The organism is Corynebacterium riegelii, assembly GCF_016728505.1.
Lineage (GTDB): Bacteria > Actinomycetota > Actinomycetes > Mycobacteriales > Mycobacteriaceae > Corynebacterium > Corynebacterium riegelii.
In genome coordinates, this window is record NZ_CP068159.1 from 73,097 (window position 1) to 99,054 (window position 25,958).

The 25,958-nt window shown below is 60.3% G+C and carries 25 protein-coding genes and 2 tRNA genes; 9 read left to right on the top strand and 18 right to left on the bottom strand.

What is annotated here, in order from left to right; all coding sequences use genetic code 11:
* Positions 1-18: 18 nt before the first annotated feature.
* Together I6I71_RS00350 and clpX are read right to left on the bottom strand one after the other, a co-directional pair.
* Positions 19-1,014: a malate dehydrogenase gene (locus I6I71_RS00350; protein WP_052203280.1), complete on the bottom strand. Its 996-nt coding sequence runs from the start codon at positions 1,012-1,014 to the stop codon at positions 19-21.
* Positions 1,015-1,097: 83 nt separating this feature from the next.
* Positions 1,098-2,375 (bottom strand): ATP-dependent Clp protease ATP-binding subunit ClpX, encoded by a 1,278-nt coding sequence (gene clpX, locus I6I71_RS00355; protein WP_052203278.1) that lies wholly within the window; start codon positions 2,373-2,375, stop codon positions 1,098-1,100.
* Between the two features lie 218 nt (positions 2,376-2,593).
* Between clpX and I6I71_RS00360 the strand changes: the two genes are divergently transcribed.
* Genes I6I71_RS00360 through I6I71_RS00370 form a run of 3 tightly spaced genes read left to right on the top strand, consistent with a single transcriptional unit; the run spans position 2,594 to position 5,435 of the window.
* Positions 2,594-4,009, top strand: a complete 1,416-nt coding sequence (locus tag I6I71_RS00360) for an MFS transporter (RefSeq protein WP_201821426.1) — start codon at positions 2,594-2,596, stop codon at positions 4,007-4,009.
* 24 nt (positions 4,010-4,033) lie between these two features.
* Positions 4,034-4,810, top strand: a complete 777-nt coding sequence (locus I6I71_RS00365) for an alpha/beta fold hydrolase (protein ID WP_052203274.1) — start codon at positions 4,034-4,036, stop codon at positions 4,808-4,810.
* A 52-nt stretch (positions 4,811-4,862) separates the two neighbouring features.
* Positions 4,863-5,435 (top strand): hypothetical protein, encoded by a 573-nt coding sequence (locus tag I6I71_RS00370; protein ID WP_201821428.1) that lies wholly within the window; start codon positions 4,863-4,865, stop codon positions 5,433-5,435.
* 129 nt (positions 5,436-5,564) lie between these two features.
* On the opposite strand, the gene I6I71_RS00375 is transcribed toward I6I71_RS00370, so the two are convergent.
* A complete protein-coding gene (locus I6I71_RS00375; protein WP_462101426.1) occupies positions 5,565-7,094 on the bottom strand; it encodes an IS1634 family transposase in 1,530 nt (509 codons plus the stop codon).
* 227 nt (positions 7,095-7,321) lie between these two features.
* On the opposite strand from I6I71_RS00375, the gene I6I71_RS00380 reads away from it, so the two are divergent.
* Positions 7,322-7,486 carry a hypothetical protein gene (locus I6I71_RS00380; protein ID WP_201821431.1) on the top strand — a complete coding sequence of 55 codons (165 nt, stop codon included), beginning with the start codon at positions 7,322-7,324 and terminating at the stop codon, positions 7,484-7,486.
* A gap of 86 nt (positions 7,487-7,572) precedes the next feature.
* Here the strand turns inward: I6I71_RS00380 and I6I71_RS00385 are convergent, their stop codons facing one another.
* The 5 genes from I6I71_RS00385 to I6I71_RS00405 form a co-directional block, all read right to left on the bottom strand.
* Positions 7,573-8,193, bottom strand: coding sequence for an ATP-dependent Clp protease proteolytic subunit (locus tag I6I71_RS00385; RefSeq protein WP_052203270.1), 621 nt, complete (start codon positions 8,191-8,193; stop codon positions 7,573-7,575).
* 48 nt (positions 8,194-8,241) lie between these two features.
* On the bottom strand, positions 8,242-8,832 hold the full coding sequence (locus I6I71_RS00390; RefSeq protein WP_052203269.1) for an ATP-dependent Clp protease proteolytic subunit: 591 nt from the start codon (positions 8,830-8,832) through the stop codon (positions 8,242-8,244).
* Between the two features lie 484 nt (positions 8,833-9,316).
* Positions 9,317-10,672: a trigger factor gene (gene tig / locus I6I71_RS00395; RefSeq protein ID WP_201821433.1), complete on the bottom strand. Its 1,356-nt coding sequence runs from the start codon at positions 10,670-10,672 to the stop codon at positions 9,317-9,319.
* Positions 10,673-10,717: 45 nt separating this feature from the next.
* Positions 10,718-10,791 (bottom strand) — tRNA-Pro (locus tag I6I71_RS00400).
* 105 nt (positions 10,792-10,896) lie between these two features.
* Positions 10,897-10,971: transfer RNA gene (locus tag I6I71_RS00405), tRNA-Gly, on the bottom strand.
* Between the two features lie 90 nt (positions 10,972-11,061).
* Between I6I71_RS00405 and I6I71_RS00410 the strand changes: the two genes are divergently transcribed.
* The gene (locus I6I71_RS00410; protein ID WP_201821435.1) at positions 11,062-11,826 is read left to right on the top strand and encodes a DUF1542 domain-containing protein; all 765 of its coding nucleotides are present in this window, start codon (positions 11,062-11,064) and stop codon (positions 11,824-11,826) included.
* A gap of 38 nt (positions 11,827-11,864) precedes the next feature.
* Positions 11,865-12,527 carry a DUF1707 SHOCT-like domain-containing protein gene (locus I6I71_RS00415; protein ID WP_201821437.1) on the top strand — a complete coding sequence of 221 codons (663 nt, stop codon included), beginning with the start codon at positions 11,865-11,867 and terminating at the stop codon, positions 12,525-12,527.
* A 14-nt stretch (positions 12,528-12,541) separates the two neighbouring features.
* On the opposite strand, the gene I6I71_RS00420 is transcribed toward I6I71_RS00415, so the two are convergent.
* The 4 genes from I6I71_RS00420 to I6I71_RS00435 form a co-directional block, all read right to left on the bottom strand.
* Complete coding sequence (locus I6I71_RS00420) at positions 12,542-13,987, bottom strand: hypothetical protein (RefSeq protein WP_201821439.1); 1,446 nt, start codon at positions 13,985-13,987, stop codon at positions 12,542-12,544.
* Positions 13,988-14,341: 354 nt separating this feature from the next.
* Entirely contained in the window at positions 14,342-15,001 is a 660-nt protein-coding gene (locus I6I71_RS00425) for a DUF3558 family protein (RefSeq protein WP_201821441.1), read from the bottom strand.
* Positions 15,002-15,144: 143 nt separating this feature from the next.
* Positions 15,145-15,618 carry a ribose-5-phosphate isomerase gene (locus I6I71_RS00430; protein ID WP_052206275.1) on the bottom strand — a complete coding sequence of 158 codons (474 nt, stop codon included), beginning with the start codon at positions 15,616-15,618 and terminating at the stop codon, positions 15,145-15,147.
* A gap of 86 nt (positions 15,619-15,704) precedes the next feature.
* Positions 15,705-16,328: a mycothiol-dependent nitroreductase Rv2466c family protein gene (locus I6I71_RS00435; protein ID WP_201821443.1), complete on the bottom strand. Its 624-nt coding sequence runs from the start codon at positions 16,326-16,328 to the stop codon at positions 15,705-15,707.
* 37 nt (positions 16,329-16,365) lie between these two features.
* Here I6I71_RS00435 and pepN point away from each other — a divergent pair, with 37 nt between their 5' ends.
* Positions 16,366-18,786 carry an aminopeptidase N gene (gene pepN, locus I6I71_RS00440; RefSeq protein ID WP_201821445.1) on the top strand — a complete coding sequence of 807 codons (2,421 nt, stop codon included), beginning with the start codon at positions 16,366-16,368 and terminating at the stop codon, positions 18,784-18,786.
* Here pepN and I6I71_RS00445 read toward each other — a convergent pair whose 3' ends face one another.
* Complete coding sequence (locus I6I71_RS00445) at positions 18,787-19,452, bottom strand: GntR family transcriptional regulator (protein WP_236587330.1); 666 nt, start codon at positions 19,450-19,452, stop codon at positions 18,787-18,789.
* 97 nt (positions 19,453-19,549) lie between these two features.
* The gene (locus I6I71_RS00450; RefSeq protein ID WP_052206272.1) at positions 19,550-20,710 is read right to left on the bottom strand and encodes a cystathionine gamma-synthase; all 1,161 of its coding nucleotides are present in this window, start codon (positions 20,708-20,710) and stop codon (positions 19,550-19,552) included.
* 94 nt (positions 20,711-20,804) lie between these two features.
* Here I6I71_RS00450 and I6I71_RS00455 point away from each other — a divergent pair, with 94 nt between their 5' ends.
* Entirely contained in the window at positions 20,805-21,767 is a 963-nt protein-coding gene (locus I6I71_RS00455) for a mechanosensitive ion channel family protein (RefSeq protein ID WP_201821447.1), read from the top strand.
* 1 nt (position 21,768) lies between these two features.
* The gene (locus I6I71_RS00460) at positions 21,769-22,200 is read left to right on the top strand and encodes a globin (protein WP_236587331.1); all 432 of its coding nucleotides are present in this window, start codon (positions 21,769-21,771) and stop codon (positions 22,198-22,200) included.
* Positions 22,201-22,203: 3 nt separating this feature from the next.
* Here the strand turns inward: I6I71_RS00460 and I6I71_RS00465 are convergent, their stop codons facing one another.
* From I6I71_RS00465 to I6I71_RS00480, 4 genes are all read right to left on the bottom strand, one after another.
* Positions 22,204-22,848 carry a hypothetical protein gene (locus tag I6I71_RS00465; RefSeq protein ID WP_070494305.1) on the bottom strand — a complete coding sequence of 215 codons (645 nt, stop codon included), beginning with the start codon at positions 22,846-22,848 and terminating at the stop codon, positions 22,204-22,206.
* A 17-nt stretch (positions 22,849-22,865) separates the two neighbouring features.
* Positions 22,866-23,306 carry an acyl-CoA thioesterase gene (locus tag I6I71_RS00470; protein WP_070494303.1) on the bottom strand — a complete coding sequence of 147 codons (441 nt, stop codon included), beginning with the start codon at positions 23,304-23,306 and terminating at the stop codon, positions 22,866-22,868.
* A 93-nt stretch (positions 23,307-23,399) separates the two neighbouring features.
* Positions 23,400-25,070 carry an energy-dependent translational throttle protein EttA gene (gene ettA, locus I6I71_RS00475; RefSeq protein WP_201821451.1) on the bottom strand — a complete coding sequence of 557 codons (1,671 nt, stop codon included), beginning with the start codon at positions 25,068-25,070 and terminating at the stop codon, positions 23,400-23,402.
* A 115-nt stretch (positions 25,071-25,185) separates the two neighbouring features.
* A complete protein-coding gene (locus I6I71_RS00480) occupies positions 25,186-25,812 on the bottom strand; it encodes a single-stranded DNA-binding protein (RefSeq protein WP_070494301.1) in 627 nt (208 codons plus the stop codon).
* Positions 25,813-25,958: the final 146 nt, after the last annotated feature.

The following is a 25,958-nucleotide window of genomic DNA, read 5'->3' on the forward strand; positions in this document are numbered from 1 at the left end:
ACGAACCATCTTAGTCCCTTAGAAAAGCTGCGCCGCTACCTCCGCTTCAGAGCGCAGCGCCTCCACGTTCGCATCAATGCGCGGACGCTGGAAATCGCTGATCTCAAGGCCCTCAACTACCTGCCACTGGCCGTTAGCGCCAACCACCGGGAAGCCGAAGACCAGGCCCTCATCCACGCCGTACTGGCCCGTGGACGGCAACGCCACCGTGGTCCACCGACCATCAGTGCCCTGCACCCAGTCACGCATGTGATCCACAGCAGCAGACGCAGCCGACGCTGCCGAAGACTTACCGCGCACCTCAATGATCTCCGCGCCGCGCTTAGCCACACGCGGGATGAACTCATCGGTGTACCACGCCTGGTCAATCTTCGGCATCACGTCAGCGCCTTCAAGCTGCGCGTAGGTCAGGTCTGGGAACTGCGTATCAGCGTGGTTGCCCCACACCACAACGCGCTCAAACGCATCCGTCGGCGCATCAAGCTTCTGGCCCAACACGGACAGCGCACGGTTGTGGTCCAGACGCATCAAAGCGTTGAAACGATCAGCCGGGACATCACCGGCAGCCTTCGCAGCAATGTACGCATTCGTGTTCGCCGGGTTGCCAACAACCAGCACACGGATGTCATCCGCCGCACCAGCGTTGATTGCCTTGCCCTGCTCGATGAAGATCTTGCCGTTGGCGGCCAACATGTCAGCGCGGGACTCGCCCTTGCCACGCGGCTTCGCGCCAACCAAGAAGGCGGCATTCGCGCCCTCAAAACCTGCACGCTGATCCGTGGTCACCGTAATCCCACGCACCAGCGGCATCGCGGAGTCAGACAACTCCATCGCAGTGCCCTCAGCAGCCTTCGCCGCCGGCTCAATCTCCAGCAACGTCAGGTCCACCGGCTGATCCGGTCCGAACACGTCGCCCGAAGCCACGCGCCACAACAGGGAGTATGCGATGTTGCCCGCAGCGCCAGTGATAGTGACCTTTACCGGCTGTTTCGTCTGTGCCAAATCAGATGCCATTTCTCTCGAAGCCTTTCCATGCAGAAGCTGGTCAGATACACCCTCGAGTATAGGCGCGGCCGGCACAACACCCCGTTTGAGCGTTAGGCGCTTTGCTCCTCGTTCTCAGCCACGTAGCGCGGCTCTTCCTCACCGCGCACCACCGCACCGTTGATCACAACCTCTGCAATGTCCTCGCGGTCAGGCAGGTCATACATCACCGGTACCAGCAGCTCTTCCATAATCGCGCGCAGGCCACGGGCGCCCGTCTTGCGCTCGGCGGCCCTATCGGCGATCTCGCCCAACGCGTCCTCAGTAATGGTCAGCTCCGCGCCATCCATGGCAAACAGGCGCTGGTACTGCTTCACCAGGGAGTTCTTCGGCTCCGTGAGCACGCGAACCATGGACTCGCGGTCCAGGTCCTCCACGTGCGCCAGGATCGGCAGACGGCCAATGAACTCCGGGATCAGACCGAACTTCACCAGGTCCCCCGGCTGCACCTTGGACATCAGGTCCGACTCATCGCGCTGCGCCTTGGAATCAATCTCCGCACCGAAGCCGATGCCCTTCTTCCCCACACGCTCCGCAATCACCTTATCCAGGCCCGCAAACGCACCGGCCACAATGAACAGGATGTTGGTGGTGTCCAGCTGAATGAACTCCTGGTTCGGGTGCTTGCGCCCGCCCTGCGGCGGCACAGAGGCCACGGTGCCCTCCAGGATCTTCAGCAGCGCCTGCTGCACGCCCTCGCCGGAGACATCACGGGTGATGGAGGGGTTTTCGCTCTTGCGCGAAATCTTGTCCACCTCATCAACGTAGATAATGCCGGTCTGCGCACGGTTGACATCAAAATCCGCCGCCTGCAGCAGCTTGAGCAGGATGTTCTCCACGTCCTCGCCCACGTAGCCGGCTTCGGTCAGACTCGTCGCGTCCGCAATAGCAAACGGCACATTCAGCATGCGGGCCAGCGTCTGCGCAAGGTAGGTCTTACCGGAGCCCGTCGGACCAAGCAGCAGGATGTTGGATTTCGCAATCTCCACTTCCTCATCACGACGGCGCGCGCCAAGCACTTTCTGCTCCGCCTTAATGCGCTTGTAGTGGTTGTACACCGCAACCGCCAGCGTGCGCTTTGCCACATCCTGGCCAATCACATACTGGTCAAGGAATGCAGTGATCTCCGAGGGGCGAGGGAGCTTCTCTTCGCTTGCCGACGCCTGCGTGCCCGCCCCCGACAGCTCCTCTTCAATAATCTCGTTACATAGCTCAATGCACTCGTCACAAATGTAAACGCCGCCCCCGGCGATCAACTTGCGAACCTGCTTCTGCGTCTTCCCGCAGAACGAGCATTTCAGCAGGTCTGAGCTGTCGTGCGTTACTGCCATGTACTTTCAAAAACTCCCGCGTGGTGTGTGAGCGTGGTGTATGAGTCCGTCTCGGACAGGTGATCTCTTGATCATACTTGCTCAGTCAAACTCCGACGATTCTAACGCGGGAGGCCCTCACGGCCCGACTCCCTGGGAAAGCTAGAGGGAATCCCCTAGTAGAGTCCACGCCACAACTCTAATTAACTGTGTGAAACCTCACACGCAAAGGAGTTGAAATGCCAGCAACACCAAAAATCCAGCGCGAAGGCTGGGCATCGGCCAAGCATCGCGCGTCCGTCTATCTCATCCTCGCCGTTGTCGGAATTGCCATTCTTTTCGACGGCTACGACCTCGTCATCTACGGCGCCGTCCTCTCCAACCTCCTGGAAGACCCCACCCAAATCGGCGCGCTGAGCCCACAGATTGCCGGCACCCTTGGCTCCTGGGCCATGGTGGGCGTTATGGTCGGCGCGCTTGCCGCCGGCGCGGTTGGCGACAGGCTTGGGCGCCGCAACGTGTTCCTCGTCGCCATCGTCTGGTTCTCCATCGGCATGGCGGTGACCTCGATGGCGCAGTCCATCGTCATGTTCGGCCTCCTGCGTTTCCTGACCGGCCTTGGCATCGGCGTGATCGTTGCCACCGGCGGCGCCATCATCGCAGAGTTCGCCCCGGCAAACCGCAAAAACCTCTTCAACGCGATTGTGTACTCGGGCGTGCCGGCGGGTGGCGTTATGGCGTCGTTAATGGCCCTGTGGTTCCAAGATGCCTGGGGATGGCGCGGGCTATTCCTGTTCGGCGCTTCCCCACTGCTGTTCCTGCTGCCGCTTGCGTACGTGGCGCTTCCTGAGTCGCCGCGTTGGCTGATCACCCGCGGCCGCCACGCCCAGGCCAACGCGGTGTGCGAGAAGTACGGGCTTCCGAAGGACAGCTTCCTTTTCGACCCATCGGCTTCCTCCACCACCACAGCAACCGCCACTCAGGCGAAGTCCGACATTGAGAAAACCGGCTTTGCGGGTATCTTCTCCCGCTCCTACCTGATTGGCACACTGCTGATCGGCGCGATGAGCTTCATCGGCCTGCTTTCCACCTACGGCCTCAACACCTGGCTGCCGAAGATCATGCAGGCAAACGGCGCATCCCCGCACGATTCGCTGTACTCCCTGCTCGTACTGAACGGCGGCGCTGTCATTGGCGGCCTCTTCGCCGCCTGGGTGGCCGACAAGATCGGCGCCAAGATCGTCATCACCTGCACCTTCCTGCTAGCAGCAGTCATGCTTGCGATCCTGCCGCAGTTCAACACTGTCGCCCCTATGTACCTGCCAATCGCACTTGCCGGCATCGGCGTGCTGGGCACCCAGGTGCTGGTCTATGGCCTTACCTCCAACTACTTCGGCACCGCCCAGCGTGCCGCCGGCGTGGCATGGACCGCGGGCTTCGGCCGACTCGGCGGCACCTTCGGCCCGGCGATCGGCGGGCTGATCATCGGCTCCGGCGCAACCCCGAGCACCGCCTTCTACCAATTTGCCGCAGTCGCCGCCGTTGGCGCCCTGTGCACCGCGCTGATTCCGCGTTCCCCAGTTGATCGCGTGCTTGATCAAGGCCCTGTGCCCGCCGCTGCACCCGAAAAGGAACCTGTGCCGGTTGCCCGCTAGATCAGCCTTCATCACAATGGGGCCATGACTCACCTACACGTCACCGAACACGGCCCCACAGAAGGCACTCCTGATCAAACAGTGGTGCTGCTCAGCTCGATTGCCACCACGCACGAAACCTGGAACGCGCTCATCCCAGAGCTTGCGAAGCGCTTCCGGGTGGTGACCGTGGACCACCGCGGCCACGGCCAGTCCGAGACCGCGCCAGTAGCCCCCGGTTCCACCACCGTGGAGGATCTCTGCCAGGACATCACGCAGGCGCTTGACTCCGTGGGCGTCAACCGCTTCCACATCGTCGGACTATCTTTGGGCGGCGCGCTGGCGCAGTGGCTGGCTGCCTACTCCGGCCGCGTGGAAAAGGCAGTGTTCTGCGCAACCGCAACCTTCCTCGGCGGCGAAGAGCGCTGGACCGAGCGCACCACCATCGCCCGCGAACAAGGCATGGGCGCTCTCGCCGACGCATTTATTAAGGCCTGGTTCACCGAAGGCTTCCGCGCCAGCCATCCAGAAAAGGTCAACGAGGTGCGCGAGATGATCTTGCGTATCGACGCCGAAGGCTACGCCCAAAACGGCGACGCCCTCGCCGGCTGGGACTTCGCCGACCAACTTGGCAAAATCACGTGCCCGGTGCTCACCGTTGCCGGTAAGGACGACGCCGGGACCGGCCCCGAGCAGCTCGCCGAGATCGCCGCCGGGGTCTCTGGCCCTGTGCAATCCGCAGTTATCGACGGCTCCCATCAAGTAGCCGTTGAGAACCCAGAAGCATTCAATCGGGTGGTGAAGGGATTTTTGGGGGCGTGATGGGTTAAATTGGTACGTCGATAAGCAAAAAGCTCCGAAAGGAAAAACTCGCGTGAACCGTGTCAAGACCGCTGCCGCAATCGTCGCCACTTCAGCGATGCTGCTGGCCGGTTGCGGCAGCGAGGGTGACGAGGGGCGCCTGGCCGAGCCAGTGTTGGACTTCCCCTACACCAGCACCTCGCAACTGCCGGAGCCAGAAGAAACAACCGAGGAAGAAGAGCCGGAGGAGACCACGACGAGCTCCACCACCACTTCCTCCAGCAAGTCTTCGACCTCATCTTCAGCCACAACGACGTCCACCCGCAGCTCCACCTCCAGCTCCTCGCGCCAAGCCGAGCCGGAGCCGGAGCGCGAACCAGAACCCGAACCACTGCCGGGCGCGGAGTGCGCATGGCCAAGCCAAAACGAGGCCAACGGCCGCGAGTTCTCCACCTTCTGTGACCGCGAGTGGGCCCGCACGATGCTCGACGGCCAGCAGTACTTCTGGAAGGCACGCGGCAACGGCTGGGCCAGCGTCGACCCAGACGGCATGGTTGGTGAGGACGTCTGCTGGGCCCGCGATGACTTCGCCGGCGCACCAGAAGCCATCCGCAACGCCGCGGTGTACTGCACCCCGGCGGAGTAGCGCGAAAGAACGCGAAAGAACGCGAAAGCCGCCCTCTCCCCTTCCGATTCGGTTTCGGGGGTGCGGGCGGCTTTTGTTGTTGCTAGCTACGCGTTCAGCTTGCGGTAATCAAACCTGACTTAGGCCAATTTAGTGCGGAAGTTCGTGGCCGGTGATCGCTTGGATGGTGGCGGCGAGGTCGGGCGGCAGTGGTACGGCGGCGTGGATGGTTTCGCCGCTGACGTTGAGTTGAAAGCTGCGGTATTTTTTGAGTGTTCTTACGAGGCGTTTGATGGATTGCCCACTGCGGGTTTCCATGAGATGCGCAACTGCTAGCGCGGCGATGACAATATTGAGGTGTGCGGTAATCGAGTCTTGTTTCCGCGCGTAGATCGGGCGGGCTTTTAAGTCTGATTTCGACATCCGAAACGACTTCTCGATGTTGAACAACCTGCGGTAATGTCCGATCACTTCCTCAGCGGGAAGAGTAGTCAGGTCAGTTTCGTAGCCTTTGATTCCTGCCAACGCCCGGTGCTTGGCAGCGAGGGCGTAGTTGACTTTCTTGTTCGGGGCAGCAAGGTCAATGTAACGGTTGCGTTTGATGGCGGTCTCGCCGTCAACAGCGCGTTTGGCTTTCGCGATTTGTTCTTCAATACCACGCAGGCTGCGCCGGGCCCGATCGTGGGAGTACTGGAAGTGGGTCACCGAGTTCGGGGTAGCATGTTTGCGACCGTCACTTGCCGAGAGTTGTGTCCAGATCTGGCCGTGGGTGTAAGTAGTGTCTGGATGCTTGCGGCGCCAGGTGTCGATCACCTCGGGCACGGTGGGGGTTTTCACCGACAAGATGTAATGCAAGCCCGCATCGATAAGCGCTTGTTTATTCGCCGCGGAAAACATCCCCGCATCCGCGACCACGGTGACTTCGTCGAGCTGGTAGGCGTCTTGAAACCGTGTAATCATCGGCAGCATCGTGTGAGTTTCGGCGGAGTTGCCAGCAAACGCCCCGACATGCAAAGGAAACCCGGTGGCGTCTGTCAGTAGTCCCACCAGAATCTGCGGTTCGACCCGGCGTTCTTTGGAAAACCCGGGTTTACGAAGCTTATCGGGGGTATCTGTTTCGAAATACAGTGTGGTCACGTCGTACAAGATGAATGCGCCCGGCCCAATCCCGGCATGATGGGCCAACGCCTGGGACAAGATCTCCCCAAACGATTCGGTAGCAAAGCATGCAAGGCGCCTTTGGATAGTGCGGTAGCTTGCGCTGGTGACTCCGACCTCGGCAAGAGTCTCGATGGAATCGAGCTTTGAACCGGGGTGAATGATCCTGGCACGTACAAGATCACGAAACACCAGATCATTACCGGTGGCCGCAGCAAGGCCTAACTCGTCGAAACACGTATCAATGCAGTTCAGCAGGTAACCGGCACGCTGACCGACTACCGGTAGCGGATTATCCACACTGCCCGTTGCAGATGGAGTGTGATCAACTTCGCCGAAATCCAACGCGAGTTGGTCACCATCAACGATGCGTTGGGCTTCAGCACGTAAAAGCGCAAGCTCAGACTCCGAATGCGCCGAACCGACATGCTTCATCCTTTTGGAACCTTTGCGTTCAGAGAACACGACCTGCACCGCTGTTGCCCCGGAGCCGGTTGTGACGGTGCGGATATAAGGACTCACAAAAATCAGACTACTGATCACCCCCGCCACTACCCACTTAGTGCGGAAAATTCTCACACTGACAAAGAAAACCACCAGCTAGCAGTGTCAAGAGTGACGTTGCTCACCCACCCATGGCCTAAGTCGGGCCCGAACCACTGCCGGGCGCGGAGTGCGCATGGCCAAGCCAAAACGAGGCCAACGGCCGCGAGTTCTCCACCTTCTGTGACCGCGAGTGGGCCCGCACGATGCTCGACGGCCAGCAGTACTTCTGGAAGGCACGCGGCAACGGCTGGGCCAGCGTCGACCCAGACGGCATGGTTGGTGAGGACGTCTGCTGGGCCCGCGATGACTTCGCCGGCGCACCAGAAGCCATCCGCAACGCCGCGGTGTACTGCACCCCGGCGGAGTAGCGCGAAAGAACGCGAAAGAACGCGAAAGCCGCCCTCTCCCCTTCCGATTCGGTTTCGGGGGTGCGGGCGGCTTTTGTTGTTGCTAGCTACGCGTTCAGCTTGCGGTAATCAAAGACCTGGTCAATGATCCCGTATTCCTTCGCCTCAGCGGCGGTGAGGATCTTGTCGCGGTCCGTGTCAATGCGAACCTGCTCCGGGGTACGGCCCGAGTGGTGCGCCAGCGTCTCCTCCATCAGGCGACGCATACGCTCAATCTCGTTTGCCTGGATCTCAAGGTCCGACACCTGGCCACGAGTACCTTCAGTTGCCGGCTGGTGGATCAGCACACGCGAGTTCGGCAGAGCCGCACGCTTACCCGGAGCACCTGCAGCCAAGATCACAGCCGCAGCGGAAGCGGCCTGACCCAGGCACACGGTCTGGACGTCCGGGCGAACGTACTGCATCGTGTCGTAGATAGCCATCAGCGCGGTAAACGAGCCGCCCGGAGAGTTGATGTACATCGTGATGTCACGGTCCGGGTCCTGGGACTCCAATACCAAAAGCTGCGCCATGATGTCGTTTGCGGACGTATCATCCACCTGCGTACCCAGGAAGACAATGCGCTCTTCAAACAGCTTGCCGTACGGGTCAATCTGCTTCGTGCCAAAGCTGGTTTCCTCAAGGAACTGCGGCAGCACGTAACGCGAGGTGGGCATCTGGAAAGTCATGAAAAGTTCTCCTCTGTGATTTTGCTTGCGTTGTCGCTTGCCGGGTAGTTACTCGCCGATGGAGTGCACACCAGCCTGCGCGGCGTGCTCAATAACGTGGTCCACAATGCCGTATTCCTTGGCTTCCTGCGCAGTAAACCAACGGTCACGGTCAGAATCCTTCGTGATCTGCTCGAAGGTCTGGCCCGTGTGCTCCGCGATCAGCTTCGCCATCTCACGCTTGGTCTGCGCGAACTGCTCAGCCTGGATCGCAATATCTGCTGCGGTACCGCCAACGCCTGCGGATGGCTGGTGCATCATGATGCGCGCGTGCGGCAGCGCGTAGCGCTTCCCCTTCGTACCGCCAGAGAGCAGGAACTGGCCCATCGAAGCAGCCAAGCCCATGCCGTAGGTGGCGATGTCACACGGGGAGTACTTCATCGTGTCATAAATCGCCATACCCGCGGTCACAGAGCCGCCCGGGGAGTTGATGTAGAGGTTGATGTCACGGGTCGGGTCCTCAGCGGACAGGAGGAGAATCTGTGCGCACAGCTTGTTCGCAATCTCATCATCCACCTCCTGGCCCAGGAAAATAATGCGCTCACGGAGCAGGCGCTCATAGACCGAGTCACCCAGGTTCATGCCAGTCGGCTGCGTCATTGTTGCCGCGTCCTTTCTAGAATCTTTCGCTGCTTTCACTAGTTATTAACGCCACTACCTTACTCGGGCATTTCACTATCGACGCCCACGTTCGCTACCGGCGTACGCCCCCTTCCCACCCCTTTGGCACCTTTGCCCACTTGTGCCCTCTTTCGTCCCGCTCGACACACTAGCCCCATTGCAAACATTTCGATTTGTTACGGATGTGACTGCAAAACCCCAGGGCCCTGAAAGATTTCGCATTTGTTTTCAGCCCGGCGGGTGCAGCTAGAGCCCCAACCGCCCTCTAGGCGCGAGTTTTTGTAAGCGAGGCCGCCTTGTTACGGATGTGACAAACCCGACCTGGGGTTTTGTAAATGACCCCGGGGTCGTTTACAAACTGCGCCACGCTCAACACCGGCGGACCGCCACCACCTCACCACAGACAACAAAAAACGCCCCACACACCCTCATCGGGTGCACGGGGCGCTCGCGCTCAAAAGTTTTACTCGTCGGCGGAAGCCTCGTCAGCCTCGTCCTCGATCTCGCCGAAGTACTCGTTCGGATCGATGGAGTTGCCGTCCTCATCCTTCACAGACGTGCGGGAGATGGCAGCTGCCAGAGCCTTGCCGCGGCGAACGTCGGCGAACAGGTTGCCGATCTGGTTGTTCTGCTGCAGCGTTGCGATGAACTGGTTCGGGTCCATGCCGTAAGACTGCGCGGTGAACAGGATGTGATCGGTGATCTCTTCCTGGGTTACCTCCGGAGCCTCAGCCTCTGCGACAGCATCGAGGAACAGCTGGGTGCGCACAGACTCTTCAGCCTGCTCGCGGGAGTCCTTGTCAAACTCTTCGCGGGTGGTGCCCTGTGCCTCAAGCAGCTGAGCGAGAGCGTTCTCGTCGTGTGCCAGCTGACCCAGGAGCTGGTGAAGCTGGTTGTGCACCTGCTCATCAACGACAGACTCCGGCAGCGGGAACTCAACCTGAGCCAGTGCAGCCTTGAGCACCTCGTCGCGGATGTCGGCAGCCTGCTGAGCCTTCAGGCCCTCCTCAAGCTGGGACTTCGTGGACTCACGCAGCTCTTCAACGGTGTCGAACTCGGAAGCGAGCTGTGCGAACTCGTCATCCAGGTCCGGCAGCTTGCGCTCCTTGGTCTGCTGCACGGTCACCTTCACGGTGGCCTCTTCACCCTTGTGCTCGCCGTACTCGATCTTGGTGGTGAACTCGTTGTCCTCACCGGTCTTCATGCCGCGCAGTGCGGTGTCAAGACCCTTGATCAGGTCATCGGAGCCAACCTGGTAGGTCAGGCCTTCTGCGGAAGCCTCGTCGAGCTTCTCACCGTCAACGGTTGCCTCAACGTCGATCACAGCGAAGTCATCGGTCTTCAGCTTGCGCTTGGTGTCCTTCAGCTCGCCGAAGCGGCCACGAAGATCGTCGAGCTCCTTGTCCACAGCCTCGTCGTCAACCTTGCGGGCTGGGACGGTCACGTCAATCTTGGAGAAGTCCGGAACCTCAATCTCCGGGCGTACGTCGAACTCAGCGGTGAACTCAACAACGTCGTTGTCTTCGATCTTGGTGATCTCGATGTCCGGCTGACCCAGCGGGTTCAGCTCGTTCTCGGACAGCGCACGGTCGTAGCGGGACGGCAGCATGTCGTTGACTACCTGCTCCAGGATTGGGCCGCGGCCAAATCGAGCGTCGATAAGCTGGCGAGGAGCCTTGCCACGACGGAAGCCCGGGATGTTGACCTGCTGTGCAATTGCCTTGTACGCCTGGTCAATCTCGCGACCCAGTTCGTCGAAGGGGACGGAGACGTCCAGCTTGACTCGGGTGTCGCTGAGCTTCTCGACGTTTGTCTTCACGAATAACTCCTGTACTAAATCGATTGAACGGTTATAAAAACCTTGTCGGGGCGACAGGATTTGAACCTGCGACCCCCTGCTCCCAAAGCAGGTGCGCTACCAAACTGCGCCACGCCCCGTGAGTCGTGAAAAACTCACGTCGGGTCATTTTAATACCCGTGCTTATAAGAGATAGCAACGGGTGGCGAAAAAACAAAAAAGCCCCGGTCAGAGGGGCTTTTTCTTGGAGGGAATGACGGGAATCGAACCCGCGTCTTCAGCTTGGAAGGCTGAGGTATTAGCCACTATACGACATTCCCATGCGCCTAAACGCTGCTCAGATGAGCTGCTCGGAACTTTAGCGCAGGTTCACCCGTTGAACCAAACAACAACGAATTTTAGGAGGATTCTTGCTCACCCTTTTGCTCATCGTCCTCATTGTTGGCGCAGTTGTGGTGTTGCTTCCTTCCGGAGGCGGCAGGCAGGTACAGCAGCGGCAGCAGGAGCAGATTTCGCTTGACGACGCATTGGCGGACGCCAAACGCTGGACCGACCGCCTAGGCTCCCAGGTGCTCACAATTTCCGGTAATGACGCCGCGTCAACCCAGGCCATGGCTGACGCTTCCGAGCGCTTCAACGCAGCTTCTGCCGGCCTTGCGGACGCACGCACCCCCAAGCAGGCGATGCTCGCCCGCGAATCTGCGCTTGAGGGCTTGCATTACGTCAACGCCGCCCGCGAAATCATGGGGCTTCCTGCAGGTCCACAGCTGCCTGAGCTTGAGGGGCAGCGCCAGGCGGGCCGCGTGACTGAGCAGCGCTCCATCCGCCAGGAAGACGGCACCGTCGTTACCGCTTCCCCCGTGGCTACTTCGGCTACCCCGCACTACTACCCTGGCGGCGCCGTCGCTGGTCGTCCTGTTCCGGCCGGTTGGTACTCCACTGCGTGGTGGGCTCCGGCGATGATGACAGGTATGTGGGCTGCGTCTTCAATGATGTTCTACTCCGCAATGTTCGCAGGCATGGCTGGAACCCCGTCGCCGGAGGCCTTTGAGGCTGGCGATTTCGGCGGCGACATGGGTGGCATGGAAGGCATGGGCGATTTCGGTGGTGCTGAAGGCATGGGCGATTTCGGCGGCTTTGATGGCGGCGGTTTCGACTTCGGCTTTGACTTCTAACCCCACTATTTTCACCTTTTTCACTTAGGCTAGAGCACGTGAGCACAGCAAACGAACCTCGTAAACGCCTTTCCAGTGCCGCTCGCCAGGCAACGACCGAAGCCTTGGCGGCGGCGTATGCCGACGGCCAGCTCACTACCGAGGAGTTCGACCTGCGTACTAAGCAAGCGTGGGGCGCAACCTATGCCGACGAGGTTGACCACCTCACCGCTGATTTGGATGTGCCGGACGCTAGCGGTTTGCTTCCAGCGAATATGCCTTACGCACCGTTGGCTCCGAAGGCAAACACCAGCCGCGCGCTGTCCATGGTCACGGGTGAGCCTGGGGGCAGCGCCATCTCCGTTTCCGTAATGAGTGGTGTTGGACGCTCCGGCGACTGGCTTGTTGCGCCAAGCCACTTCTCTCTTGCGTTGATGGGTGGCACGGATCTGAACCTGCTCAAAGCTCGCTTCACCGAGGCGCACACCAGGATTAACACGCTTGCCCTGATGGGCGGAGTGCGCATCATCGTGCCCGAAGATATCCGCGTGCTCAGCGAAGGCTACGCCCTCATGGGCGGCTTCGAGATTCACGACGACAAAAGCGTCACCATCTCCCAACAAGAACTCCCCGCGAACGCCCCCACGCTCACCATCGGTGGACTTGCTCTGATGGGCGGTGTGGAGATTGTCCGTATGGCACGCAACGCCGACCCCAAATAATCTCTGTTACCCCCTCATTCACGCACGTTGCTGCCAATGACACTCGGCAGCACCAACGGCGCCTCCCCTAGCAGTGCCCGGAGGTTGCCGTCACGCTCAACCGCGCTGGTCACTGCTTGTATCTTCGCGGCCTTACGCTGCTTGCCTTGCTGGCCTTGACCTGCGCCAGCCACGCCCATGGGGCCACCCGCAAACGCTGTTGCGCGCCCTTGCGCTGCCGGCGCTCCTGGTGCTGCGGTAGTGCTCGTCGATAATGGCGATGCTCCTGCACCAGCACCTATCCCAGGACCAGCAAGCGGTGCGCCGCCAGCAAAGCCACCGACGCCACCGGCTAGCCCGCCAGCTATTCCACCGGCGCCGCCTGCCCGGCCAGCGCTCAACGCTCCACGGTTGCTTTGTTGCCCGCGGCTGCTGCCACCAGCACCTAACGGTCCCATGCCTCCCGCGACGCCACCCGCCGGAGCACCTCCGCCAGCTACGGAGGCCGAAGCAGCAGCACTACCGACGCTGCCGGGCGACATGGTGCTCAGGCCAGCACCTGAACCAACACCACCCGATGCAAGGTTGCCCGGCGCGCCACCAGCCATCCCTGCTCCCGGGGTTAACGACGGGGGTATCGACGGCGCCGCCAACGACGCCGCCTGCGTCTGCGTCGCACCCGCTTTAATCGCCTCAACAACATCTGGGTTGACCTTGCCGTATGCGTTGATGACGTCGTTAGGCGTGGTCGCCCTGGCGAGGTCCGCATGGCCGAGCGCCCTGAATGATTCTTGGATGATCTTAGGCAGCGGGGAGCGCTCGAATGATGGGGCGTCCGGCGCGTTGACCTCCCGGATGTCGAAGGGGTTGCCCGAAAGCTGATCTAAGTCTGGCAACAGCTGGGCGAACGACGGCACCGTTGCCGCTAGCTGCGAGGTTGCCCTAGGTGCGAAGACGGCGAGGTATTGCGCCTCATACGCCGGGCGCATCGCGGGAGGAAGCGCCATGGCTGCCGTGGCGGCCACCGCCGCCATGACGGTCTCTGCCGATGCCAGACTCCCCAACGCCGTGGTGTGCGCGGACATCGCGTCTGCACGGCGAGCGTAGACGTTGCCGGCGCGTTGGATTTTGTTCACGTGCGCGTCGCCACGCTGGACCCATGCTGTCTCCATCGAGGTGGAAAACGAATTCTTCACCTCGAACAGTGCCATCACGGACTCATCCAACGCGCGGGCTGCCATTGTCCAGTTCGCTGCCTCAGCCTCCGCGGCTGCCACGTTCGACGCCGCGAGGAGCCGCTCCAACACCCGCAGGCTCATGGGCGGCACGACCACAGGCGCCGTAGGTGCGAAGCTTGGCGCCTTCGCGTTCGCCAGGCCCAGCGAGGCCTCCATCTGCCCCAACCCCGCGACCAGCGAATCAAGATTTCCAAAGTTGATCGCGGAAAAGGCTCCCGAAAACGAGTCATCGGCACGCTGCATGTTTTTCAGATTCACCTCGGAAACACGCGCGGCATCTTTCAGGTGTGAAGCTAACGCTCGAAAAGACTCCGGCGCTTTGACCGCCGAAACAGCTCCCAACGATTGACCGGCCTCACGAAACCCCGACAACTGCGAAAATGTTGCGAGTATGTTTCGTAGACCTCCCCTACCGGTAAAAAGAACTGATGTTGCCTCATCCCGCAGGAGAGAAATCCCCCGCTTTAGCCCCTCTGTATCTAAACGAACTACTTGGCTCATTCAAAGTCCCCCGAAGTATTTAATGTTTTGGTTACGTTTCGTAAGACACCATCTTAGAGTCAGAAAAGCCATTTGCCAGCAGAAACCGTGTACACTTTAGTGGACATTCGGGCTACCAAACGTCCGGAATAACTGTTCCATCGCCTCGATCGCGAGTGGGCACATCTCTTCGGTTGTTACATCTATAGCGTCACCACCAGCTGAAGCGCCGAATCCTCCACGAGCTGTATCAATCTGGGTGTAACAGAAACCTGGGTAGCCATCCTCAGCCGCGAATGCGAATAGTTCGGGGATGAGTTCCGAACGGTACTCGGGATACAAAAGCCCCTGGGCCTCGATCATCTCCCGGTTTGTGTTGCCATTATCAAAGGAAACAGATACCGCATGCTTCTTCTGCTCTTCGGTGCTCGACACAAGACACGAGTTCAGTCCGACCATCGTCCGCCCCTCGTCTTTCACGATGATCTCCGGAAAGCCAGCCGCTGCGTATTCTTCGGGGGTGATTTCGGTGCAGGGGTTAAAAAGGGAGTCGCCAAGCGAATAGGGATCGAAGTCACCAAACTCCAGCACACCCGATTCGAAGTAGAACGCACGCGGACTCTCCTCCGCGGCGGATTGCGAGGCAGCAACGCTGCCGATCTTCTCTGACGGAACGCATCCGCCCACCAACAACACAGCCCCCGCCAACGCCATGCTGACCACGGTCATCTTTATCTGCATCGTGAATCCCCCCTCGATCGTTCGTTGATAACGCACGGAGCACCCCGCCTAAGGGATGCCCCAGCAAAGTTTGCAGCTACTTACTTGCAGCTACTAGCGATAAAAACGGCAGGTAGCCGGGTGTAGGTAGCTGCAAACGTGATTTCGGGCGCCCGAGCGGCGCTCGAATCCCGCAGCGCTTAGGCGCCCGGGACCTCCGGCGCCACACCGGTCTTCTCGTACTCGGCAAGGATGTCGATACGGCGCTGGTGGCGCTCCTCTTCGCTCCACGGCTGGGACACGAAGGCGTCCACAATAGCCAGCGCCTCTTCCTCGGTGTGCATGCGCCCGCCGATACCGATGAGCTGGGCGTTGTTGTGCTCGCGGGCCAGCTTTGCGGTCTCCACGCTCCATGCCAGAGCGCAGCGTGCGCCCTTGACCTTGTTCGCGGCGATCTGCTCGCCGTTGCCGGAACCACCAAGCACGATGCCCAGGGAACCCGGGTCAGCCACCACGGCTTCAGCCGCGGCGATGCAGAACGCCGGGTAGTCATCAGCGGCGTCGTATTCGTGGGCGCCGCAGTCGGTTACCTCGTGGCCCTGGGCCTCAAGGTGGGCTTTGATCTGGTTCTTTCGCTCGAATCCGGCGTGGTCTGCTCCAAGGTAAATACGCATGCCCACAAGCGTACCCCGGACACCCGCCGGACAAGCGCCGATCCAGCGCAAACCAAGCACAAACCTAGCGCTAGCCAGGCCAAAAACTAGCGCACCTGCGGGTTCTCGGTGCGGGAGCGCTTCATTTCAAAGAAGTACGGGAACTTCGCCAGGCCGACGGCGTGGTCGAACATTTCGCCTGCGTCTTCGCCGGTGGGTACGCGGGTGATGACGGGGCCGAAGAAGGCGGTGTCGCCAAGCTGGAGCACCGGAGTGCCCACGTCGTCCCCAACGGCATCCATCGCTTGCTGGTGGTAGCCGCGCAGCAGGGCATCGTCGCCGTCAACGTTGGCTGCCTCCGCAAAGTCTTCCGGCAGGCCAACCTCCGCAAGGGCTGCGCGGATGATCTCGTCATAGGCGCCGAAGCCCTGCTTGTGGTCTTGGCCTTCCACGTGAATCTTGGTACCCATCGCCGTGTACAGCGCGTCAACCATCTCGGGTTTTTCGTTCTTCACCTTGGCAAAGACACGCGCGGGACCCCAGTTCGCTTTCATCGCTTCTTTGTAGGCTTCGGGGAGGTGGTCGCGACCGTCGTTAAGAACTGCGAGCGACATGGGCACCCACTCCACCTCAACATCGCGGACCTTTTCCACTTCCTTCATCCAGCGGGAGGTCAGCCAGGCAAAAGGGCAAGAAACATCGAAATAAAAGGTAACTTTTGTAAGGCTCATGCGGCCCACTGTAGCGATGTTCAGTAGCGTGGCGCCTATGAAAACAAATCTCACGCGCGATGATGCGCAAACGCGTAAAGCACTGATTGATAACGTCCACTACAACATCCACGTGGATGTGACCGGCAAGGAGCAGTTCACCTCCCGCACGGTGGTCAAGTTTGACTCCAAGGCAGGTCAGACCCACTTTGACCTGGTGGCGGATGAGTTCGAGGCAACCCTCGACGGCGCCCCTACCAACGGCAATGAGCTTATGCTTGTCAGCGGCGCGCACGAGCTCACCGTCAACGCCACCATCACCTACAACCGCACCGGTGAGGGCCTGCACAAGTTCACCGACCCGGTGGATGGCAAAGACTACCTGTACACCCAGTTTGAGCCGGCGATGGCGATGAAGGTGTTTGCTGGTTTTGACCAGCCGGATCTGAAGGCCACCTACGACATTGCGGTGACCGCGCCTGAGGCGTACACCGTGGTGCTCAACGAGGCGGTTGAGGTCACCGACAACGGCGACGGCACCAAGACGTGGACCACCGCAATTGATTACCCGCTGTCCACCTACCTGATTGCGATTGTGGCTGGCGAGTACGAGCGCGTCACGGACACCTACACGTGCACCGGTGACAACGGTGAGGAGCGCACGATCGAGCTTGGGCTGTACGCGCGCGCCAGCCTGATCCCGCACATGGATTCGGAGCGCCTGTTCCGTCAGACGAAGGACGGCTTCGATTTCTACCACGCCAACTTCGGCCGCACCTACCCGTTTGGTGATAAGTACGACCAGATTTTCTGCCCGGAGTACAACATGGGCGCGATGGAGCACGTGGGTGCTGTGACGTACCGCGATGAGTACATCTTCACCTCGGAGCCGACGCCGTACCGCCTTGAGCGTCGTAACGACACGATCCTGCACGAGATGGCGCACATGTGGTTCGGCGATTTGGTGACTATGCAGTGGTGGGATGACCTGTGGCTCAATGAGTCTTTCGCAACCTGGTCCGCCGCCACCGCTCAGGTGGGCATCGGCGAGTACTCGGAGGCGTGGACCACGTTTGCCGCTGTGGAGAAGGCGTGGGCGTACCAGCAGGATCAGCTGCCCACTACCCACCCGATCGCCGCAGATGCCCCGGATATTGAGACCGCGGAGCAGAACTTCGACGGCATTACCTACGCCAAGGGCGCGTCCGTGTTAAAGCAGCTGCAGGCATACGTGGGCTACGAGGAGTTCTTCGCAGGTGTGCGTACGCACTTTGACAACCACGCGTTTGCTAACGCCACCTTCGATGATCTGCTTGGCGCGCTTGAGCAGGCCTCGGGCCGCGATTTGTCCGACTGGGCCGACGCGTGGCTGCGCACCACGGGTGTATCCACTCTGCGTGCGGATACGTCCGATGGCTTTGCGGTGGTACAGGAGTCTGAGGTGTTGCGCCCGCACCGCGTTCGCGTGGGGCTTTACTCGCTTGTCGACGGCACCGTGCGCCGCACCCACCAGGTAGAAACCGACATCCACGGTGAGCGCACGGAGATCCCTGAGCTGGCTGGCGTGGAGCACGACCTGGCACTGGTGAATGATGAGGATCTGACCTACTGCAAGATGCGCTTAAGCGACGAGCACACTCGCTTCGCGCTGGAACACCTGGGCGACATCGAGGACTCGCTGGCGCGCACCCTGGTGTGGTCGTCCCTGTGGGAGGCCACCCGCGACGGTGTCCTGCCGGCTCGTGAGTTTGTGCGCCTGGTGGCGCGCTTTGCGCCTGCGGAGACGCACCCGAGTGTGCAGGAGCGCCTGTTTGCGCAGGGCACCGCTGCGGTGCGTGGGTTTGTGGAACCGTCCTGGCAGACCGAGGGCTTCGACCTGCTCAACAACGCTTTCCGTGGTGCTGAGCCGCGTGCAATTTCTGATCGTGCGCTGGCGCGCCTGCAGCCCAACGATGAGACGGTGGCCTACTTCAAGCAGTTGCTGGAATCCTCCGACAACCAGGAGGTGCGTTGGCTTGCCATCACCACCCTGGTTGCGGCTGGCCAGCTGCCGGCGTCTGCTGCTGATGAAGAGCGCGACGACTCTTCCGAGGGCGCGATCTCTCGCCTGCGCGTGCGTGCGGTTGCTGACAAGGCGTGGGCGTGGAAGAAGCTTGTTGAAGAGGACCTGACCAACCTTGAGGCCCGCTATCTCATGGATGGTCTCACCTTCACCGACGAAGGTTTGGAAGGTTTGGCAGAGGACTACTTCCGCATCGCCCCTGGCTTATGGGACCGACTGACCAATGAGATGGCGCAGCGCACCCTTGAGGGCATGTACCCGGGTTGGGCTGTGGATCAGGTAAGCGTGGATAAGGCCAATGCCTTGCTTAATGATCCACAGGTGCCCTCCGGCCTGAAGCGCGTTGTAGCCGAAGGCCAGGACCGCACGGCGCGTAAGCTGCGCAACCGCACGGTGGACGCTGAAGCAAATAAGTAGCTAGCCGGTATTGACCGCGCGCAACTTTGCGGCATCCGGCCGGATGGCGATGAGGCTGAATTCTGTCAGATCATCGCCAACAAACATGCTGCGAGTTACGCGTTGGACCACCGCGTTGGCGCTAAGGCCCAGCGCCTCGCTCTCACAGTCCGAGGCGCGCGTTGCCGTCAAAATGTCTTCCCACCACAAAGCACCGGGCGAGATGTGCTCGCGCGTTCGCCCCGGCAGCGTGTAGCACGTGGCAAACATCAAGGGATGACTTTCGGAGGAGAACACCACCTGGCGTTCAGTGACCTCGAAACCGGGTTCCACCTTGAATGCGTTAGCCACAGAATGCGGCGCGGGCACGAGGGCCAAGCTGCGAGTTGTGCTTGTTACCCCGCTTTCTTCAGCGGCAAAGTGCTCTTCAAATCCCACCCCAGAGTTCAACTCCAACACTGGCGGGGTGGCGCGGATAAACGTGCCGCCGTTGCGGCCACGGCGGCGCTCAATCAGCCCTTCCGCCTGGATTATGTCCAGTGCGTGGCGGATTGTCATGCGCGCCACCCCAAACTGCTCTACCAGCTCGCGTTCCGACGGCAACCTGTCACCGGGGGCAAGCTCATGCGTCTCAATTCTGGCCCGCAACGCATCGGCAATAACCATATACGCGGGTTTCTTGACCACCGTCAAGCCTCCTGGGATATAAGTCTTTCTGCATGCTTAAACGTAGCTACAGAATCCCCAGCAAGCAACTTAGAAGACACCCACCCAGGGGTGTCGCCTAAAGCTGCGCGAATGCCTGCTCCAGGTCCGCAATCAGGTCAGCTTCATCCTCAATGCCGACGGAGATACGCACCAGCTCACCAGGCACCTCAAGCGCGGAACCGGCCACGGATACATGCGTCATGGTCGCCGGGTGCTCAAGCAAACTCTCCACACCGCCGAGGGACTCCGCGAGACAAAAGAGCTGTGTAGACAAACAGAACTTTTTGGCCTGCTCTTCAGTTTGGAACAGCACGGAAACCATGCCACCAAAGCGACGCATCTGCTTCTTCGCCACCTCGTGGCCAGGGTGAGACTCCAGTCCCGGGTAGCACACACGGGCAACTTCCTTGCGCCCCTCAAGGTACTTGGCCACAGCCTCGGCGTTGTCGCAGTGGCGTTCCATGCGCACCGGCAACGTCTTCAAGCCACGGCCCGTGAGGTACGTATCAAACGGCGATGGGATCGCACCAACCCAGCCGAAGAAGAAGCGCAGCTGCTCCTCAAAGCCTTCGATCAGATCATCCTTGCCGCAAACCACGCCGCCGATCACGTCGGAGTGCCCACCGATGTATTTGGTAGTGGAGTGCAAAACCACGTCCGCACCGAACTCGAACGGGCGCTGCAGGTACGGCGAAGCAAACGTGTTATCCACCACCAACGCAGCGCCCCCCTTCACCTTGGCCACCGCCTCAATGTCCACGATGGACAGCAGCGGGTTCGTCGGGGTCTCCACCCAGATCACCTTGGTGTTGTCCTGAACCGCCGCACCAACCTCTTCGGCATTGGTCATGTCCACCACGGTGTTTTCCACGCCCCAGAGGGAAAACACCTGCTGGATCAGGCGGTAGGTGCCGCCGTAAGCATCGTTGGAGACCACGATGTGGTCGCCGGGTTTCAGCAGGGTACGCAAGACCACATCCACCGTGGCCATGCCGGATGCAAACGCAACGGCAAAGTCAGCACCCTCAAGTGCCGCAACGGACTTCTCCAGCGCGGTGATCGTTGGGTTTCCAACGCGGGTGTATTCATAGCCGCCGCGCAATTCCGCTAGACCGTTCTGTGCAAACGTAGTGGAAGCGTAGATGGGCGTATTGATCGGCCCGTAGAGGCTATCGGGTTCGTAGCCTGCGTGGATCGCTGCGGTCGACGGGCCTGGATTGCTCGTGTTGGTAGACATGCCAAGCATCGTAGCCACAAACTAGACCAAGCTGTTCATTATCGACGATTTATATGCACGCCCACCTTCCCCACTCGCGTAGACTGTGGGCCTGATGAACACCACCTACATATCAGCAGCCGCAGAAAACCTCGAAGAAGCAGTAGAAGGGGTCTCCACGTGGTGGAACGACCCCGCCACGCGCGAGCTAGTGCTCGAACGGCCCCTGAAAATCGCGCTCATCCTCGTCGTCGCGTTCATCCTTGACCGGGTTGCAGCGCACCTGATCCGCCGCGCCACGAATGCCAGGATGAACAACCCCGGCCTTTTGCGCACACGCGAAATTCCAGACACCCCGCAGGGCCGTGCGCAGGAAAGCCGACGCCGACAGCGCCTGAAAACCCTGTCCAACGTGGCCCGTTCAGTGGCCGCCATTATTGTGTGGACGTGGGCGCTGCTGGCCGTGCTTGATCAGCTTGGCGTGAACGTAGCGCCACTGATCGCCTCTGCCGGCATCGTGGGCGTGGCCATTGGTTTCGGCGCGCAATCCCTGGTGAAGGATTTCTTCTCCGGCATGTTCATCCTGCTGGAGAACCAGTACGGGGTTGGAGACACCATCCAGGTTGATGACATTGTGGGTGATGTTGAGGAGATGACCCTGCGAGTAACCACTATCCGCGATATGGACGGCGCGCTGTGGCACGTGCGCAACGGCGACATTGACCGTGTGGGCAACCACTCCATCCACTACTCCGTGGCGCGACTGCAGATCCCGGTTTCCGTCATGGCGGACCCGGATGAGGCCTCCGCAATCATTGAACGCTCAGCACAGGCAGCCATCCAGGAACCGGAGATCCGCGACCAGGTGATGAGCCCGCCAGCCATGCTCGGCCCTTCAGAATTCAACCCCACCTATGCATCCTTCCGCGTTACGTTAAAGACGATGCCGGGACAGCAGTGGTCCGTCGCCCGCTTTATCAACCACCGCATTTTGAAAGACCTGCACGATGCTGGCGTTGTGCTGGAACCTATGGATTCTGTGCTTGTGGGTTTTGGAAAAGAAGAGAAAGGAGCTTGAGGTGGAAATCACCCCAACACCACCGCGCGATGACCAGAAGCGCACACTGTACGAGGACGTCGGCGGCACCGAATTTTTCAGCCGCCTAGTCAAAGGCTTCTACGATCAGGTCAAAACCGATGACCTGATCGGACCCATGTACCCGGAGGATGATTTCGACGGCGCCGAGGACCGCCTTCGCTGGTTCCTCGAACAGTACTGGGGCGGGCCCCGCACGTTTCAGGAAAAGCGCGGCAACCCAATGCTTCGCCGCCGCCACTTCCCCTTCAAAATCGGCATGGCTGAGGCGGAGCGCTGGCTAGCACTCATGGGGCGTTCGTTGGAGCAATTTACTGACGACGAACTGTCGCCCCACCACCGCCACCAACTCTGGAACCACATGCAACGCGTGGCGTACATGATGATCAACCAAGAGCCGGGCAACCCTGCCTAACTGCTAAAAGAGCAGGCTCAGGCCAGCGTTTTTAAACACGGAGCCGTATGGTGCGTCTAGGCGCACCCACCTGCCAGCGCTGGCGACACGCAGGTGGCGTGGGATGTGTGCTGGCGCCTCAAACCCCGGAATCAGGCCCATGGACGTGCAGGTGAAAATCATGCGCATGGGCACTTCAACAGGGGTGTCGGAGGTGGCGTTCGCGGTGATCACCGTGGCGTCGAGAAGCGAGCGCGGTGGCCCTGCCGGTCCGGAGAATTGTTTGGCAAGGCGTTTACCTTCGTCCGCGAGTTGGCGTGCGGTGCTGACCGGCACTTCGTCGCAAAGCTGAAAGCCCTCGACCGGCGGCAGCGCGCCCGGCCAGGAGGCATCCTGCGGGCGGCCGATAGTAACCGTCTGCCCGGTCTGCTTGCTGAGCGTCTCCAAGAATTCCGCCGCCGAAACGGCCGCACCGTCGCGGGAGATCTCCCCCGCCACGCGCCTGGCCACAATGCAATCAAACGGCGTGGTCACAAACACGTTGAGCGCGGCGCCCACCGTTTGGAAACGGGCAAGCGCATGCGGATCTAGGGCCACCGCGCGCTGCAGCAACGCGCGAAGGCCCCCAAGCCCTTGCTCGCCTTGCGGCGTAAAGGAAATAGGTGACACTGGTACTACGCCTGTTTCTACTCCAACTCCCCCGCACCCGGTGCCGCCGTCAGCGACAAAATGCCGATCTCCTGCTTTGTAATCGCACGCGGAGTAGCAGTTGCGTCATCCACCGTCACCTGCACACACTCCACGACACAGCAGACCCTGCCCTGCGAGTCCTTGATCTCCTGGTGGGTAGTAAAAGACGTATTGCCCAAACGCGAAACGTGCGTTTCAATCACCGCAGTTGCCGTATTGGGCAGGATCGGGCGCATGTAGTCTGCCTCCACGCGACGCACAAACACCGCAAAATCGTGGCCCTGCGAGTAGAAGTACTCACGAGCAAACGCAAGGCGCGCCTCCTGAGCAATCTCTAGGTAGGCGGAGTTAGTAACGTGCCCGTAGCGGTCAAAATCCCCCCACCGCAGCGGCACTTCGTACACGTGGACGTTGTTTTCTTCACCCTGTTTTGCCATGCGCTAAACCCTACATGCCAAACACAACCCCGCGCCGAATTCAATCCAGCGCGGGGTAAAAAGCTGCCTAACGTGAGGCTTAGCGGGTAGGCGTTAGCGGGTGAGCTTGCGGTGCGTCACACGCGACGGCTTCGCAGCTTCCTCACCAAGGCGCTCAACCTTGTTCTTCTCGTAGTCGCCGAAGTTGCCCTCGAACCAGAACCACTTGCCCTCTTCAATGTTGCCCTCCCAGGCAAGGATGTGGGTACAGGTGCGGTCCAGGAACCAACGGTCGTGAGAAATCACCACAGCACAGCCTGGGAACTTCTGCAGCGCGTTCTCCAGGGAGCCCAGGGTTTCAACGTCCAGGTCGTTCGTCGGCTCATCGAGCAGGATCAGGTTGCCGCCCTGCTTCAGCGTCAGCGCCAGGTTCAGGCGGTTGCGCTCACCACCAGAAAGCACCTTGGACGGCTTCTGCTGGTCCGCGCCCTTGAAACCGAATGCGGACAGGTACGCGCGCGAAGGCATCTCGTTTTGGCCAACCACGATGTAGTCCAGGCCATCAGAGACTACTTCCCACACCGTCTTTTCCGGATCGATGTTCTCGCGGTTCTGGTCAACGTAGGACAGCTTCACCGTGTCGCCAACGGTGACGGTGCCTGCATCCGGCTCTTCCAGGCCCACGATGGTCTTGAACAGGGTGGACTTACCCACACCGTTCGGACCAATCACGCCCACAATGCCGTTGCGCGGCAGGGTGAACGACAGGTCCTTGATCAGGATGCGGTCGTCAAAGCCCTTGTCCAGGTGCTCAACCTCAACAACCTTGTTGCCCAGGCGTGGCGGGGTCGGAATCTGGATCTCTTCAAAGTCCAGCTTCTTGTACTGCTCCGCCTCAGCAGCCATCTCTTCGTAGCGCTCCAGACGAGCCTTGTTCTTCGCCTGGCGTGCCTTCGGGGAGGAACGCACCCACTCAAGCTCGTTCTTCAGGCGCTTCTGCAGCTTCTGGTCTTTCTTGCCAGCAACCTCAAGACGCTCCGCCTTCTTCTCCAGGTAGGTGGAGTAGTTGCCCTCGTACGGGTAGAGCTGGCCGCGGTCAACCTCACAGATCCACTCGGCGACGTTGTCCAGGAAGTAACGGTCGTGAGTAATGGCAAGGACGGCACCCGGGTAGGACTGCAGGTGCTTCTCCAGCCACAGCACGCTCTCGGCGTCCAGGTGGTTCGTCGGCTCATCAAGAAGCAGAAGATCCGGCTCGGACAGCAGCAGCTTCGCAAGCGCCACGCGGCGGCGCTCACCACCAGACAGGTTGGTCACCGGCGCATCAGACGGCGGGCAGCGCAGGGCTTCCATTGCCTGCTCAATCTTGGAGTCAACCTCCCAAGCGTCAGCGGCATCCAGCTCCTCCTGGAGCTTGCCCATCTCCTCCATCAGCTCATCGGAGTAGTTGGTGGCCATCTCCTCGGCGATCTGCTCGAAGCGCTGCTTCTTCTCAAAGATCTCGCCCAAGCCCTCTTCGACGTTCTCACGAACCGTCTTCTCCTCATTCAACGGCGGCTCCTGCAGCAAGATGCCAACCGTGGCACCCGGCTGCAGGAAAGCTTCACCGTTGTTCGGCTGATCAATGCCAGCCATGATCTTGAGCAAGGACGACTTACCGGCGCCGTTGGGGCCGACGACGCCAATCTTGGCGCCGGGGTAGAAAGCCATGGTGACGTTGTCCAAAATGACCTTGTCACCGATGGCCCTGCGAACATTTTTCATCGTGTAGATGAACTCAGCCACGTGGTATCCCCTTGTGTTAAACAGTGCTTGAAATGCTTTCCACAGGGTACATCACGCACGCCCTTGCTAGAGCGGCAGCAACGTCAGGCGTTTAGACGGCGTTTAGACCAGCCGCTTAAAACGGCCTCCCGTCCTCATCAACCCCTGCCGCGGCACCGACGAGATCACCGCTTGATTCGGCGTTGGGGTCGGAGTTGGACCCAGCGCTAGATGCCGCACCAAAACTCGATGCCATGGGTTTGCGCGGCGGCAGCTGGTCCTCCGCACTTTCACGAGGTTGACTGTTGCGTTCCAGCAGGTCTTCCAGGGACTTCACCTGCACCTCTTCAGTGCCCTCTACCGTGTGGGAGACGCTGGTGGTCTTGCGCGAGTTGATCTGGAAGTTGCTCAAGTCAAACGCCACGCGGGATGCGCGCATAGTAATCCTTGAGCGATTGACGGTCTTGCCGTCTTCGCCGGTTTCTTCCCACGACTCTGTAACCAAACGTCCGGTGATAACAACCGGGCTGCCGCGAAACAGCGACGCCTTGACGTTGACAGCAAGGTCGCCCCAACAATTGACGTCAATGTAGAGCTGGTCAAAGTCCAGCCAGACGTCTTTGCCGTGCTCGTCTTTTTCGTCGGTACGGCGGCGTCGTGAAGAAGCAACGCGCAGTTTGGACAGCGCAGTGCCTTTCTCCCCTACGCAGGCGATGGTGGGTTCTGCAACAAGGTTGCCGTGGATGGTGATTTCGGTGCTCATGGAAGAGCCCCCCTTTCCGTGATGTTCCTTCTAAACAATGACCGGTAGCTACCGGCGGTTACAGCACGCTGTTTTGCGTACCCACGGGCAGAATGTCACGGCACAGCCTGCTTGCCAACCCCCAAAGAAAAAAGCTGTGGATAACC